General features: G+C 43.9%; 19 protein-coding genes, 1 pseudogene and 1 riboswitch. Of the genes and pseudogenes, 13 read left to right on the top strand and 7 right to left on the bottom strand.

Annotated features, from left to right (window positions below):
- Positions 1-58 precede the first annotated feature (58 nt).
- Positions 59-361: a hypothetical protein gene (locus tag PP175_RS21195; protein ID WP_272440206.1), complete on the top strand. Its 303-nt coding sequence runs from the start codon at positions 59-61 to the stop codon at positions 359-361.
- A gap of 67 nt (positions 362-428) precedes the next feature.
- On the opposite strand, the gene PP175_RS21190 is transcribed toward PP175_RS21195, so the two are convergent.
- Positions 429-617 (bottom strand): DUF8096 family protein, encoded by a 189-nt coding sequence (locus tag PP175_RS21190; protein ID WP_442870395.1) that lies wholly within the window; start codon positions 615-617, stop codon positions 429-431.
- A gap of 185 nt (positions 618-802) precedes the next feature.
- Complete coding sequence (locus PP175_RS21185) at positions 803-1,657, bottom strand: DNA polymerase domain-containing protein (protein WP_272440204.1); 855 nt, start codon at positions 1,655-1,657, stop codon at positions 803-805.
- Positions 1,658-1,856: 199 nt separating this feature from the next.
- A riboswitch (cyclic di-GMP riboswitch) is annotated at positions 1,857-1,940 on the top strand.
- Positions 1,941-2,039: 99 nt separating this feature from the next.
- Between PP175_RS21185 and PP175_RS21180 the strand changes: the two genes are divergently transcribed.
- From PP175_RS21180 to PP175_RS21145, 8 genes are all read left to right on the top strand, one after another.
- A complete protein-coding gene (locus tag PP175_RS21180) occupies positions 2,040-2,771 on the top strand; it encodes an EAL domain-containing protein (protein ID WP_272440203.1) in 732 nt (243 codons plus the stop codon).
- A gap of 264 nt (positions 2,772-3,035) precedes the next feature.
- The gene (locus PP175_RS21175) at positions 3,036-3,338 is read left to right on the top strand and encodes an urease subunit gamma (RefSeq protein ID WP_272440202.1); all 303 of its coding nucleotides are present in this window, start codon (positions 3,036-3,038) and stop codon (positions 3,336-3,338) included.
- Between the two features lie 32 nt (positions 3,339-3,370).
- Entirely contained in the window at positions 3,371-3,679 is a 309-nt protein-coding gene (locus PP175_RS21170; RefSeq protein WP_272440201.1) for an urease subunit beta, read from the top strand.
- A 19-nt stretch (positions 3,680-3,698) separates the two neighbouring features.
- Positions 3,699-5,411, top strand: coding sequence for an urease subunit alpha (gene ureC, locus PP175_RS21165; RefSeq protein WP_272440200.1), 1,713 nt, complete (start codon positions 3,699-3,701; stop codon positions 5,409-5,411).
- Between the two features lie 9 nt (positions 5,412-5,420).
- Positions 5,421-5,867: an urease accessory protein UreE gene (gene ureE, locus PP175_RS21160; RefSeq protein ID WP_272440199.1), complete on the top strand. Its 447-nt coding sequence runs from the start codon at positions 5,421-5,423 to the stop codon at positions 5,865-5,867.
- Positions 5,860-6,546 carry an urease accessory protein UreF gene (locus PP175_RS21155; protein ID WP_272440198.1) on the top strand — a complete coding sequence of 229 codons (687 nt, stop codon included), beginning with the start codon at positions 5,860-5,862 and terminating at the stop codon, positions 6,544-6,546. Before ureE ends, PP175_RS21155 begins: the two co-directional genes overlap by 8 nt.
- 27 nt (positions 6,547-6,573) lie before the next feature.
- Positions 6,574-7,185: an urease accessory protein UreG gene (gene ureG, locus PP175_RS21150; protein WP_272440197.1), complete on the top strand. Its 612-nt coding sequence runs from the start codon at positions 6,574-6,576 to the stop codon at positions 7,183-7,185.
- Position 7,186: 1 nt separating this feature from the next.
- Complete coding sequence (locus PP175_RS21145; RefSeq protein ID WP_272440196.1) at positions 7,187-8,005, top strand: urease accessory protein UreD; 819 nt, start codon at positions 7,187-7,189, stop codon at positions 8,003-8,005.
- Positions 8,006-8,117: 112 nt separating this feature from the next.
- On the opposite strand, the gene PP175_RS21140 is transcribed toward PP175_RS21145, so the two are convergent.
- The 3 genes from PP175_RS21140 to PP175_RS29780 form a co-directional block, all read right to left on the bottom strand.
- Positions 8,118-8,807 carry a copper amine oxidase N-terminal domain-containing protein gene (locus PP175_RS21140; protein ID WP_272440195.1) on the bottom strand — a complete coding sequence of 230 codons (690 nt, stop codon included), beginning with the start codon at positions 8,805-8,807 and terminating at the stop codon, positions 8,118-8,120.
- 167 nt (positions 8,808-8,974) lie between these two features.
- Positions 8,975-9,220, bottom strand: a complete 246-nt coding sequence (locus PP175_RS29785; protein WP_334314174.1) for an efflux RND transporter permease subunit — start codon at positions 9,218-9,220, stop codon at positions 8,975-8,977.
- A 153-nt stretch (positions 9,221-9,373) separates the two neighbouring features.
- Positions 9,374-9,532: a hypothetical protein gene (locus tag PP175_RS29780; RefSeq protein WP_334314173.1), complete on the bottom strand. Its 159-nt coding sequence runs from the start codon at positions 9,530-9,532 to the stop codon at positions 9,374-9,376.
- A gap of 292 nt (positions 9,533-9,824) precedes the next feature.
- Between PP175_RS29780 and PP175_RS21130 the strand changes: the two genes are divergently transcribed.
- Both PP175_RS21130 and PP175_RS21125 read left to right on the top strand, forming a co-directional pair.
- On the top strand, positions 9,825-10,280 hold the full coding sequence (locus tag PP175_RS21130) for a chemotaxis protein CheX (protein ID WP_272440194.1): 456 nt from the start codon (positions 9,825-9,827) through the stop codon (positions 10,278-10,280).
- Positions 10,281-10,471: 191 nt separating this feature from the next.
- Positions 10,472-11,893: a sigma-54 interaction domain-containing protein gene (locus PP175_RS21125; RefSeq protein ID WP_272440193.1), complete on the top strand. Its 1,422-nt coding sequence runs from the start codon at positions 10,472-10,474 to the stop codon at positions 11,891-11,893.
- 172 nt (positions 11,894-12,065) lie between these two features.
- Here PP175_RS21125 and PP175_RS21120 read toward each other — a convergent pair whose 3' ends face one another.
- The gene (locus PP175_RS21120; RefSeq protein WP_272440192.1) at positions 12,066-13,028 is read right to left on the bottom strand and encodes a carbon-nitrogen hydrolase family protein; all 963 of its coding nucleotides are present in this window, start codon (positions 13,026-13,028) and stop codon (positions 12,066-12,068) included.
- A 223-nt stretch (positions 13,029-13,251) separates the two neighbouring features.
- Between PP175_RS21120 and PP175_RS21115 the strand changes: the two genes are divergently transcribed.
- On the top strand, positions 13,252-13,410 hold the full coding sequence (locus PP175_RS21115; protein ID WP_272440191.1) for a YycC family protein: 159 nt from the start codon (positions 13,252-13,254) through the stop codon (positions 13,408-13,410).
- Positions 13,411-13,574: 164 nt separating this feature from the next.
- On the opposite strand, the pseudogene PP175_RS21110 reads toward PP175_RS21115, so the two are convergent.
- Positions 13,575-13,682, bottom strand: a pseudogene (locus PP175_RS21110) (LysR family transcriptional regulator); the annotation flags it as partial.
- Between the two features lie 93 nt (positions 13,683-13,775).
- Between PP175_RS21110 and PP175_RS21105 the strand changes: the two are divergent.
- Positions 13,776-14,150: a CidA/LrgA family protein gene (locus PP175_RS21105; RefSeq protein ID WP_272440190.1), complete on the top strand. Its 375-nt coding sequence runs from the start codon at positions 13,776-13,778 to the stop codon at positions 14,148-14,150.
- Positions 14,151-14,252: the final 102 nt, after the last annotated feature.

Below are 14,252 nucleotides of genomic sequence, written 5' to 3'. Positions count from 1 at the left end.
ACTAATCCATTTGTTGGTCGTATAAACATCATACAAATAAATCCAGGTGGTGATAGCATTGAGGAGATCCACTAAAATTGGGTTAGGAGTACTTTTTGCGGTTATTCTGATTATTGCTGGAGCTGTTTATTGGTATGTGAACACTGCATCTGGAGAACGCGCGATAAAGAATTTTAAGTCTAATAATTCTGGTGGGCTTGAACGAACAGTTAGAGTTTATGGTAATAATGGTCAACTAATCAAAGAGTATCAAGGAAAGTTAGATATTCAAGACACTCAATATGGAAACAAGGTATTGTTTGATCTGAATGGAAAACGAGTTGTAATATATAATGCAACCGTCATAACTGAAGAAAAATAGATGTAATGGTCACTCTCTGGAGTGGCCATTTTTTATTCCAAACAAAAAACCCTACCAATAAGTAGGGTCAAATACTTTTCTTCATGCCACACTTCCTGCATTCTCTGAGGAAAACATAATCCTTCACAGAACTTTTGAAGTGAGCGTTGCCGCAATTATCACAGCGTCCGCTAACAACATCAGGTTGTTCTTTGTAATCATAAATAATATTGGTGTCGTAACCTTTATACTCAACTGCTTCTGTTTCAGTACTCAATGTGATCACCTTCATGTTGAATTTACGTTATACATTTTAACAGATTAATAGAAGGGAGGTAAGCGATAATGTAGGGCGTTCCCGCTCCAAATATTGTGCCTCCCGTAAAAATAAATTCGACAAAGCCGCAACAGTGACACAAATGGACCCCTCAAGAATATGAAGGGGTCCATTTGAACTGGAGCTTATTTGCTGCTTAGGAAAGCAAGAATCTCATCAAGCGTTTGGCCTGCTTTTTCGGTGGTCAGGGGAGCAAATAGGTCGCCCTTATCTTTGATACGGTTGGGCATACTAAAAATGGTAAAATCAGTGGGATCAATACCATGCTGGACTTCTTCCCAGGTAACAGGGGTGGCAACCGTGGCCTGCTTAGTGGCTCTGACGGAGTAGGGAACGGCCAGGGTCCTTCCTGCCCACAGTTGCATCCAATCGAAATAAATCTTGTTCTCCCTTTTGTCTTTTACTCGTTCAATGGTTACAAGCTGAGACATTTTTTCTACAAGGAAATCTGCAATAAATTTGTTTATCGGTCTTACTTGTTCAAACGTATAGGTACATTCTGCAAGAGGCACATGGATGTGAAGCCCGGATTTGCCTGACGTTTTTGCCACACTTCTCAGCTGTAATTTATCCAGAACTTCTTTGACGGCAAGCGCAACTTCACACACCTGTTCAAAGCGATTTCCATCTCCATCGATATCGAGTATCAATTCGGTTGGATAGCCCGGGCAGTTTACTTTGTCGAACGGTACATGTAATTCTTTAATATTGCCTGATGCTACCCAAAGCAGCGTTTCCCGGTCATTGAGCAGCACACGAGTTTTTCCTTTGTATGTAATTGTGGCGAGCCATTCCGGTGCACGTTCTTCCGCTCTAATAGAGCGCCTCTCCACGCGTTTTCCAGTGAGGCCCTGTGGATAGCTAAACCACATCGCCATCCTATCTCTCGTATAAGGCAGGAGGAATGGGGCGATAAAGTGAAGATACCTTGTATACTCTGTTTTAGTTAAGCGTTGTTCTTTCTGAATTGTCGAATCCATTTACTCCCTCCTGTTCAACAATATGTTACGCAAACAATCCTTAAGTTAATCGCAAATAATAGGGCACCAGTTACCACTTCTTAAGAACTAATTTTTGTAAAAAAACATGTAAATAGATCGAATGATGTCGAAAAAGTACTGGTAATCTATTACTATTTATACTAGAATATTCAGTGTTTGGTATTTCTATATAACTACATTCCGATAATAGCAAACCTGTCGAAAGATAGGGACGCAAAGCCGCGGGTCTACAGCATTATGCCATGACAGCCGGGTTGCCGAAGAAGATAGATAAATACATCTTTTAAAGATGTTTAAGTCCACCTTTTTCGAGGTGGACTTTTTTAGTACTGGACCAAAAATACTAATGGAGGAACAGTTTATGCAAGTCGAGCAAAGCGAGATGGATGAATTTATTCAGGAAGATTATTTTTATCATTACTTTCAGCCCATATTTTGTCTTGAAAGAGGCGAAAGACAGGGGATGGAGGCGCTGCTACGTGCTAAAAAAGGCACACCGGATTTGATTTTTGAACATGCGAAAAAAACAAAAAGGCTTTATGAACTCGATATCAAGTCCATTTATAAAGCGTTAACTACCTGTTATTCGGCAGGCTACTTAAATAGAGAGGGTTTATTATTTCTAAATGTATTTCCTTCCACTCTTCTAAATCCTAATTTTCCTCAATTTGTCACCGATGTAATCGAAGAGCTTATGCCGCCCTGTCAACAGATTGTATTCGAATTAAACGAAACAGAGCAAACGTTTGGTGCGGAGCAATCCATCCTTCTAAAAGAAAGGATAGCCATTTTAAAAGACTATGGTTTTTTAATCGCGATAGATGATGTCGGCAAAGGATGGTCATCTTTAAGCACACTCATTGACCTTGAACCCCATTTTGCGAAATTGGATCTGTATTTTTCGAGAAATCTTTCCGTGTCAAAGAAAAAGCAGGCGATGATACAAGCTCTCATTCAATACTGCAGCAGCAATTGTATCAAGCTTATTTTAGAGGGGATTGAAGAAGAAATAGACCTTGATATGGCAAAAACGCTTGGGGTTCATTTTGGACAAGGGTATCTGTTGGGTAAACCACAATTATTAGATGTATAAATAAACACATCGAGAACAGCGCTTCATTTGGTAAAGGGATTGTGACAAGCAATCACTTTACCAAATGAAGCGTTTTTATATGACTTGCTTCTATCCATATATTCGGAGCGGTGTGGTTAACAACCGTTATTTTATTTGCTTATAGGTTAACGATAAGAACTATGTGAGAAAATCTCACGGGATTTTTTTAATTTTTCTGATAGATGTTAAAATATTTAACGTTACCTCGTTGATTTTGAATTTGCCGAAGGAGGGGAATTTTGGATGAAATTGACACTTCGTGAACAAGAGAAGCTGTTCATTGTTGTTGCGGCAGATTTGGCCAGACGCCGCAAAAATAGGGGATTAAAACTAAATTATCCGGAAGCGGTTGCGCTCATTACGTATGAAATTATGGAAGGTGCAAGAGATGGGAAGTCTGTAGCCCAACTGATGAGTGAAGGGGTAAATATCTTGCCGCGTGAAGATGTCATGGATGGCGTAGCAGAGATGATTCGTGAAATACAAGTGGAGGCTACGTTTCCGGATGGAACCAAACTTGTTACGGTACATGAACCGATCCGTTAATACAAAAAACGTAAAAAATAGGGGGATGGCCTTTGATTCCGGGGGAATTTGTATTGTTGAAAGATGATATTCTCTGCAATAAAGCAAAAAAGGCGGTTAAAATTACAGTCCTTAACAAAGCAGACCGCCCTGTGCAAGTGGGTTCGCATTTTCATTTCTACGAGATAAACCGTGCGCTGGAATTCGACCGTGGCCAGGCGTTTGGCATGCACCTTAACATTCCGGCAGGCACAGCCGTTCGTTTCGAACCGGGGGATGCGAAAGAAGTGGAACTTGTCCCTTTTTCAGGGTCACGGGCAGTGTATGGATTAAACAATCAAACCAATGGCCCGCTTGATTAGCGAAAGGAGAACCAAACCTATGAGCTTTCATATGTCAAGAAAGCAGTATGCCGATATGTTTGGACCTACTACCGGAGATGCTATCCGCCTGGCAGATACGGATTTATTCATTGAAATCGAAAAAGATTATACCGTGTATGGTGACGAAGTGAAATTCGGCGGGGGAAAGGTTATTCGCGACGGAATGGGCCAACATCCCCTGGTTACACGTGCGCAAGGGGCAATTGATGCTGTCATTACCAATGCGATTATCGTCGACTATACAGGAATTTATAAAGCAGACATCGGAATTCGTGATGGCCGGATTGCAGGGATTGGGAAAAGCGGAAACCCTCTGATAATGGATGGGGTAGATCTGGTGATTGGCGCTTCAACAGAAGTGATTGCCGGAGAAGGTATGATTGTTACCGCAGGGGGTGTGGATACTCATATCCATTTCATCTGCCCGCAGCAAATTGAAACGGCCTTAACCTCGGGGGTTACAACCATGATCGGGGGTGGTACCGGGCCTGCGACAGGAACGAATGCCACGACGTGTACACCAGGTGAGTGGAATATCCACCGTATGTTAGAGGCGGCTGAAGCGTTCCCTGTGAATCTTGGATTTTTAGGTAAAGGAAATGCTTCATCAGAGGCGCCATTAATTGAGCAAATCCGCGCCGGCGCCATCGGGCTTAAACTCCATGAAGACTGGGGTACCACTGCTTCGGCCATCGATCACTGTCTAAGCGTAGCCGATCAGCATGATGTTCAGGTTGCTATCCATACGGATACTTTAAATGAAGGAGGATTTGTTGAAGATACCCTGGCAGCGATCAATGGCCGGGTGATTCACACGTACCATACCGAGGGAGCAGGGGGAGGTCATGCTCCGGATATCATTAAAGTGGCAAGCTATCCCCATATTTTGCCGTCTTCGACCAATCCAACACGGCCTTATACGAAAAACACGTTACAGGAACATTTGGATATGCTGATGGTTTGCCATCATTTAGATCCAGATGTACCAGAGGATATTGCCTTTGCCGATTCCCGTATTCGCAAAGAAACGATTGCAGCAGAGGATATTCTCCATGATTTAGGCGTATTCAGCATGATCAGCTCGGATTCTCAGGCGATGGGACGAGTGGGAGAAGTCATCGTCCGAACCTGGCAGACAGCAGATAAGATGAAAAAGCAAAGGGGAAAGCTTTCCGAGGATACAAGCATTGGCGATAATGTTCGCGTTAAGCGGTACATAGCAAAATACACCATTAATCCGGCTATTACCCACGGTATTTCAGATGAAGTCGGATCGGTGGAAGTTGGGAAAATAGCGGATCTGGTAATCTGGGACCCTGCGTTTTTCGGTGTAAAACCAGAGATGGTGATAAAAGGCGGGATGATTGCCCACAGTCTGATGGGTGATCCCAATGCTTCTATCCCTACGCCCCAGCCTGTGCTGTACCGTCCCATGTTTGCAGCGTTTGGAAGAGCGAAACACGCAACTTCTATAACATTCTTATCGAAAGCAGCGCTTGAGCTGGGCGTCCATGAAAAGTTACACCTGCAAAAACAAATCAAACCTGTGCAGCGCATCCGTCAATTGACGAAGAAAGATATGGCGTTCAATTCTGAAACGCCAAATATTGAGGTGGATCCCCAAACATATGAAGTAAAAGTCAACGGTCAACTTATCACCTGTGATCCAGTTGACACGGTTCCCATGGCGCAGCGCTATTTCTTATTTTAGGAGGCAAATATGATTATAGAACGTATCGTCGGAAATATCGCGTATGCCGATGTAGATAATCGGCATGTTGAAAGAGTCTATTTGCGCAGTGATGACCTCGTTAAACGAGTTCAGCGGGTTACCACAGATTATGGCAATGAAATTGGCATTCGGTTAACAGAACGAAAAAATCTAACCGACGGCGATATTTTATATCTGGATGACCGGAATACGATTGTCGTGCATGTGATGGCAGACGATTTGCTTGTTATTCGGCCTGTCAATATGACCCAAATGGGGGATATTGCCCATCAACTGGGCAATCGCCATTTGCCCGCTCAATTTGAAGGTGACGAAATGCTTGTCCAATACGACTATTTAGTTGAAGAACTTCTAAAGCAGTTGGACATCCCCTATGAAAGAACGGAAAGGAAGGTAAAACAGGCCTTTCGCCATATCGGACACCAACATGGATAGCCGTTTGTTAACCTTACTGCAGCTATGTGATTCTAACTTCCCTTCAGGCGCTTTTTCTCACTCCTTCGGATTAGAAACCTACATCCAAGATGGGCGGGTACATAACAAGGCGACGTTTGCCCGCTGGTTGCAGACCTATTTACAGAAACAGCTGGTTTGTACAGATGGTCTGGTCTGCCGGCTTTGTTATGAAGCGCTGGAACAAAACCGGATAGAGGATATTTGGCAGCTGGACCAGCTTGTTACTGTACAAAATAGTGCGCGGGAATCCCGGGAGGCCAGCCGACGAATGGGGGAGAGGATGATTCGGCTAGGGATGGATTTGTTTTCCATTGCATCACTAAACGAATATGAAGAAAAGCTGCGCGCTAAGTATTGCTTTGGTCATCCGGCGATTGTGTTTACGATCATTGCTTATCATTTAACGATAACCAAGCAGGATGTACTGCTTTCCTTCTTATATTCCAGTATGGCAACGCTGGTTCAAAATGGGGTCCGGGGCATTCCGTTAGGCCAGACCGATGGGCAACGCCTTTTGCTAGAATTGCAGCCGTTTTTGCTTCAGGCGGCAAAAAGGATTCAAACAATGGACTCGGCTGATCTCGGGGTGGTATCTCCGGGGCTTGAGATTTCACAAATGCAGCATGAACGCCTGAATGTTCGCCTGTTCATGTCTTAAAATATCATTGCGGAAGGGCGGGAAAATATGAAACCGATACGTATTGGAATTGGCGGTCCTGTAGGGGCGGGAAAGACGATGCTGGTCGAGAGATTAACCAGATTTATGCATCATCAGTATAGTATGGGTGTGGTCACCAATGATATTTATACAAAAGAGGACGCTGAATTTTTAATTAAAAATAGCGTTCTGCCAGCCGAACGGATTATCGGGGTGGAAACAGGGGGATGTCCGCACACAGCGATTCGCGAGGATGCGTCTATGAATTTTTCTGCGATAGATGAATTGAAATCTAAACATCCTGACCTGGATCTCATCTTTGTAGAGAGTGGCGGGGATAATCTGGCAGCAACCTTCAGCCCGGAACTTGTAGACTGCTCCATCTACATCATTGATGTGGCCCAAGGGGAGAAAATTCCGCGTAAAGGCGGGCAGGGAATGATTAAATCAGATTTATTTATCATTAATAAAATTGATTTAGCCCCCTATGTCGGTGCATCTCTTGACGTAATGGAGGCCGATACGAAGGTTGCCCGGGTTAACAAACCTTATATTTTCACGAATTTAAAAGAGGATATTGGCCTGGAGGAAGTGGTGGATTGGATTAAGAAAAATGCCTTACTGGCAGGGCTTGATTAGGATGGACAATTGGACTGGATATTTAAGAATGGTATGTACGAAAAAGGATGAAAGGAGCATTATACAAGATTCCTATTTCGAAGGGGCTTTTAAGATCACAAGACCGGTTTATCTAGAACACAACGGTCAAGCCTATTTATATGTTATGAACCCTGGAGGCGGATATTTGGATGGCGATTCCTACAGAATGGAGGTGCATCTGCACCCAGAAGCAGAAGTCCTTCTTACCACCCAGTCTTCTACTAAAATTTATAAGACGTTAACATATCCTGTATTTCAGGAAACGGAGATCGTCTTGAAAAATAGAAGCCTATTAGAATATCTTCCAGATCCCATTATCGCATACGAGCAGGCGCGTTTTATGCAGCAAACAGTCATTCAAATGGAGTCGGGAGCATCGCTCGTGTATGCTGAACTATTCACTCCAGGCTGGGCGCCGGACGGCTCCTGGTTTCGTTATGATTTGCTTCAATCACGAATGAAGGTGTACATGGATGGTAAGCTTATCCTATTTGATCACTTAAAATTAGAACCGGATCAGGACATTCGTGGTTTGGGGCAGATGGAAGGTTATACGCATTATGGGTCGATGATCGTCATTAATGAGGATATCGATAGTCCGTTTATCGATCGGCTCACCCAAATGCTGCAGCCTTTTTCTGAGGCCGCGGTTGGATTGTCCATGCTGACAGTGCCAGGATTTACGCTGCGCGTATTGGCTCATCGGACGCAGGACGTTGAAAAGCTTTTTCATCTTTGCCATGGATTGTTTCGGGAGTGCAATCTCGGCAAGAACGCTTTGTTTTTGCGTAAATATTAAAACCTTTCCTGCAAAACGAGATATGAAAGGGCTGCTTCCACAATATGAGAAACCCGAAATTTGGCCGTGAAAGGCTAAATTTCGGGTTTCTGTGTTTTAGAATTTCTCTGCTTTAGAATTTCTGTGTGATAACCACAGTACGCACAGCAGGATTCCAATTTACATTGGCGCCGAGTGACTCGCTAATAAAACGAACTGGAACCATGGTCCTCTGATTTATCACCTGTGCTTTTTGGAGAAGTTTTATTGCTTTGCCATTTACAGATGCTGTGGGCGCTCCGACTTTTAACAACACATTGCGTGCACCCTTTTCAGCTTTTACCGTATTTGTTTTCGCATCCCAGTTGACTTTTACGCCAAGGTTTTCGAAAATTTCGCGTAAAGGAACGAGGGTTGTCCCATTAATGACGATTGGCTTCTGAGCAAAGGTAAGTGTTTTGCCGTTGATCGTTACCTTGATTTCATTGGAGATAACGATAGGTGTGTTAATGGAAATGGTATCTCCTGTGCTCGTGGTAGGAGTCACAGTAACTGTGTCTGAGGTTGTAGTAGGAGGGCTAACAATGATATCATCATCGGTAGTTTCGCGTTCTTCGTGTTTTTCCAGGTTTTTGCGAATCACTTGTTTTGCTCGTTCGTTTTTTACATGTGATAGAGCATTTGTAAGCCCGGTATATTTAACATAGCTGGCCGAACGGCTTTGTTCGTGTTCTTTTTCATGCTTCTGCTCGTGTGCGAAAACAGTTGAACTACTAACTAGCAGGGATGCGGTTACTAAACCTGTAACAAAATTTTTTTTCATGTTGATTGCTCCTTTTGCATATGTATTTCCTTACCCTAAATCATTCGGTCAAAGGAGAGAAATTGTGGGGGGTATCCCAGTTTATTCTTCTTTTATTTCAATAAACGTGATCATTTCCAAATGAAAATGAAAAGAAAGGCCGATTTCAAATGAAATCGGCCCGTATTTTATGCAGGGTGTTCCTGGCGGTCAAGTGAAGCTGGTGGCTGTTTTTTTCGGTTTGCCCGTTCTTTCATGCGAAGTTGAAAGCTTTCAAAAAGAGAGTACAGAACAGGTACTAATAGTAACGTAATAAGCGTGTGGAAAATCAAACCAAAAATAACGACCGTGGCCAGTGGCGCTTCCAGGGCACTTCCTTCCTCGTAAGCTAAAGCAAGGGGTAGCATGCCGAGAATGGCCGTTAACTTGGTCATCAGGATTGGCCGGACCCGGTTGCGTATAGCTTATAGCTGGCTGCAGCTCAATGCCGTCCCGGACACGCAGCAGATTGATACGGTCAATAAGCAGAATGGCATTCGATACGACAATGCCGATTAGCATGATGGCGCCTACCATCCCCAGTTCATTCAGCGTTCGCCCTGCTTCTTCAAATCGCCAACAGTTTCTATCTTGTAACCATTAGGAATGGAGAGAGATGGCAGCTTCTGTGAGATTAGCTTGGCAACTGTACCCACATCAGAGCCCACGAGTTCGGCCTGTACCGTCGCAACCCGATCCCCCTGCATGAGTCCTCCTTGTTATTTAACATTTTTATGCAATTTGTCAATTAACATGGATAATCATACCAATTGATTTGTGCTATATCCTCCGCCCTGAGGCGGATTACAAATTAAGGTCTTTTTTCAAAACACGTCTTACTTATGAATGGGTACTCCTCTAGGAATGCAAAAGAGCTTATAATAATCCAAAAGCACCATGAAAAATGATATAGATTTGTGAAAAATAAGTTAGTAATCTTCCGATATAATATAGTAGGCAGAAAAGAATAGGCAATTGAGGGTAAGGAAGGGAACAGATGTGGACGCAAAACAAATTAACTCAATTTTATATGGTACAAAGAGCATTCTCGAGGGTCACCTGGGGCTTAATGTAATAGCAGGACAACCTAGTTTACGGAAGGACCCGGTAGCTTCAGGGCAAGTGTCTGTTATTGTAGGGTTAACAGGCGACATGACAGGTGAACTTGTTCTCGGCATGGAAGAATTGACGGTTCGCACCATTATTGGTTGTATGTTCGGTGGCATGGAAATTAATGAGATTGATGATATGGGCTGGAGCGCATTTTCAGAGTTTGGGAACTGGGTAGGTGCTGCATGCTGTACCGAGCTAATCAACAATGGCTACAGCATTAATATAACGACACCTATCATTAATGAAGGACACACTAAATTCCACTCGGTGCACAATTTCATTAGTATACCGCTGCAACTGGACAGTAATGAAATCATGGTACATGTAAGTACACAGAATTAAGTGCGCAGGATAGAGAAGGTGATAGACTCTTTTCTTACGACAGACAGGGCATACAAACGTTGGCCGCGGATTCAGGGTGCGGCCATCTTTTTTTTGTGAACGGGAACGTATAGTTGATTTGAAGGGTATCGATTGACGTTTTCCTTCACTGCGTGCAAAATTGAAATTGCATAGATGGGTGGGTGCTGCGTATGAAACGAGAAAAGGAAAACGAGCGTCTGAAAAAGCTAATTAATATCTATCAATTTATCTTAAATACATTGAACGAAGGTGTTCATGCGGTTGATCAGGATGGCGTCTCTATCATTTATAACCAGAAGATGATGGAGATGGAATCCATGAAAAGCGAGGATGTGCTTGATAAGAATCTGGCGGACGTTTTTCAATTCTTAAGCGGGGAAGACAGCACGTTGCTCCAGGCTTTGCGGGAGAGTAAAACAACAGAAAATGTAAAGCAGACCTACTTTAACGATAAAGGGAAAGAGATAACAACTGTGAATAATACCTTTCCCGTAATGGATAACGGCCGCATTATTGGTGCCGTGGAGATCGCCCGCGATATTACCCGGATGGAGCAGTTATTGCGTCATAATGCCTCAAAACGCAGCGATACACGCTACACGTTTGAAAGTATTATTGGCACTAGCCAGGCTATTATGGAAGTAATAGAAAGTGGCCGGCGAGCAGCCCGAACTTCATCTTCTGTGCTCATCATCGGGGAAACAGGTACTGGCAAGGAACTGTTCGCCCAAAGCATTCATAGTGAGAGCGCGCGGGCAGCGTTTCCGTTTATTTCACAGAACTGCGCAGCTCTGCCTGAGACATTAATCGAAAGTCTCTTGTTTGGAACGGTAAGGGGTGCGTTTACAGGTGCTGTGGAGCGGGCGGGACTATTTGAAACGGCCAGGGGTGGTACGCTGCTGCTTGATGAAATTAACTCCCTGAGTCCGCAGCTGCAGGCAAAGCTTCTGCGCGCCATCCAGGAAAGAAAGATTAAGCGGGTAGGGGACACGAAAGAGATAGATGTAGACGTCAGGATTATCGCCACAATGAATGAAGACCCGGTGGATGCGATTACAGAAAACCGCCTGCGCAAGGATTTATATTACCGTTTAAGTGTGGTGAGCCTTTTTGTACCGCCGCTGCGTGATCGCCGCGAGGATATACCCGTGCTGGCGCGGCATTTTATCCACAAATATAACCGAATGTTCAATATGCAGGTGGCAGGCGTGAGCGACGAGGTTGAAGCCTTTTTCAACGCTTATAACTGGCCGGGAAACGTGCGTGAATTGGAGCATGCGATTGAGGGCGCGATGAATTTGATGGAGGGTGAAGAAATGATTACGTTCTCCTGCCTGCCTTACCAGTTGCGCAGGCGCTCCCAGCCCCCCGCCGTTCACACAGCTGAAAATGTAGCTGCTTTTCTGCCTGAAACCGTAAAGGTTGCCCCTGATCTAAAAGCGCAGTTGGAGGCGTTCGAGAGGCAGTATATTGATAACATCATGGAGAGCTGCGCCGGCAACGTATCGCGTGCTGCAAAGATTATGGGCATCAGCCGGCAGAGCCTCCAGTACCGGCTGCGAAAGTACGGGGTTAACGTTAAACCAGGATGATGGCAGCATTAATCAAATTAAGCTTCTGCCACTATTTCTGGACAAAAGAACATATTCTTTGAATGACTTGGCAGGGAACGGTTTCATCGCCTGTTCCGTGTATGAGCAGAACGTTTGCTGTGTAATTTTTCGCGCGGCCGAACACATCGATTTGCTGCAGGTCGTCCATTGGTTATGTTTGTTTTCCGTTAACCGACTTCACAATAGACTGTTCTTCTTCATTGACAAGCAGTTTAAAAATATCAGGCCGCGCATAGTGGCCTACAACATCGAAATCAAGCCTGCTATAAGGAATGAGACGCAAATCGAGGTCCGCTAGCAAGATATCTTCCTTTCCATAGACAGGCTTTACAACATACTCGCCAAGCGGTCCAACGATTGCGCTTCCACCGCAGGACATTTCCTCTGGAGATGTTTTGAGTTCCTCGTAACCGGCTAAATCCTCCGGGTACATATTTTTTGTCACAAACTGATTGCAGGATAATACAAAGCATCTGCCTTCCAGTGCAATATGACGAATCGTAGATTGCCACGTTTCCCGGGCGTCAGCTGTAGGTGCTATGTAGATTTCCACACCTTTTGCGTACATGGCAGTCCGTGCTAAAGGCATGTAATTCTCCCAGCAAATGAGGCCACCTATTTTTCCGAAAGGTGTTTCAATCACCGGAAGCGTGCTGCCGTCCCCTTCACCCCAAATTAACCGCTCAGACCCTGTCGGCTTTAACTTGCGGTGTTTCCCAAGAATCTTTCCATCTGGTCCAAAATAGAGGACGGTGCAGTATACCGTTCCTGAACTGAATTCCTGGTCTCTTTCGATAATTCCGATGACAAGATAAACGTTTGCTGCTCGTGCGGCTTCGCCTAAGATGGCGGTTGTTTCGCTGGGAACCGGTACAGAATTCTCCCAGTATCGCAGCCAGTCCCTTCGGCCGGATTCAGTTCGGCTCCCAACTTTCATCCCAAATGACAATCCGCGCGGGTAGCCGGGAATAAAAGCTTCCGGAAAAATGACGAGTTTGGCACCTTTGCCTGCAGCTTCATGGATTAAAGCTACAGCTTTCTCGGTTGTGGCTTCACGATCCATAATAACGGATGCGGCTTGTATTACTGCTACACGAACTTTATCTTGTTCCATCGTTATCCCTTCCTCCAAAACAAAAGTTATATGCTTGATTAGAATAAGAATAATAGAGGTACAAATAATTAGCAATAATTATCAATATATTCAATCATATTTAGTCATATTTAATTGAGAAACGTAGGTAAGAGTGCAAACCAGCCGAATTTCTCACAGGCACTCGGAAGGTTAAACACTGAAGCTGTTTTTGTTATAATGGGGAAAAAGGAGGTTGACAGGAATGAGACCACTCCAAATATCAGCGGAAACTGCCCTTAAATTATCAGAGAAGCTTAAACTGCCCGTTGAACAAATTATGCATATGCCCCAGCATATTTTAATAAAAAAACTTTCGGAAGCTGATGCCGCTGAGCAGCAGGCAAAAAGCGAAGAAAAGTAATTTTTTTTCGTATATGATGTTTGAAAGGGATTCAGAGGGGGAATAATAAATTTTAGTTGCATTAGCAATTTGTTTCTCCCTCTTTTCTCCCCCTAAAACTTGGCCACTGTTCTATGAACGGTGGTATTTTTTTATTATCATTCTGGCTTTAAAAAGGTCTCCCTATTCTCAATATCATGTTCCACTTTTTTAGCCCCGACTTCGATTAACTGGATGGTTACCTTTGGATAAAGACGGTGGAATTCCGCCAGCACTCTTGGAAAGAAATGAGATAAAATAAATACTTGCAATTCCATATATGCATTTTACCTATAGAGTTTTGAGATGTACAATTTTTAATATTGAACATCAGAAGGAGCGTAACCATGAAAAAAATAATCAAGGGAATTAGCCAGATCGGGATTCTTATTATAATATCTTTCCTCGGCAGCATGATATCGAATGCTCTTCATCTCGCTATCCCTGGAAGTATTATCGGGATGTTTATTTTGTTTGGGCTTCTGCAGACAGGGGTTCTCAAACTGAATTGGGTCGAAATGGGAGCAGGCTGGCTGTTGGCCGAACTTTTATTATTTTTTATTCCTTCGGCGGTAGGGATTATCCAGTATAAACAGCTGATGATCGAGCAGGGATCGAAATTCTTGCTTGTGATTGCAATCAGTACGTTTGTGGTAATGGCCGCAACGGGTTTGTGGGCGGAGTTTGTTTCGAAGTATAGCAAGTCTGACCGGACGGGATAATGAACCGTTTTCGGCTGCCGGTAAGTGAGATCAAAGGGGCATCAGCTGTAAGCGAACCGCTCTTTTTTGCTTTTATAATTGCTTTCCTGCCAAAGCTTTCTT

It is taken from the genome of Aneurinibacillus sp. Ricciae_BoGa-3, from assembly GCF_028421645.1.
Taxonomy (GTDB): Bacteria; Bacillota; Bacilli; order Aneurinibacillales; family Aneurinibacillaceae; genus Aneurinibacillus_B.
The sequence above is the reverse complement of the archived record's forward strand: the minus strand, read 5'-3'. Positions and strand labels throughout refer to the sequence as shown.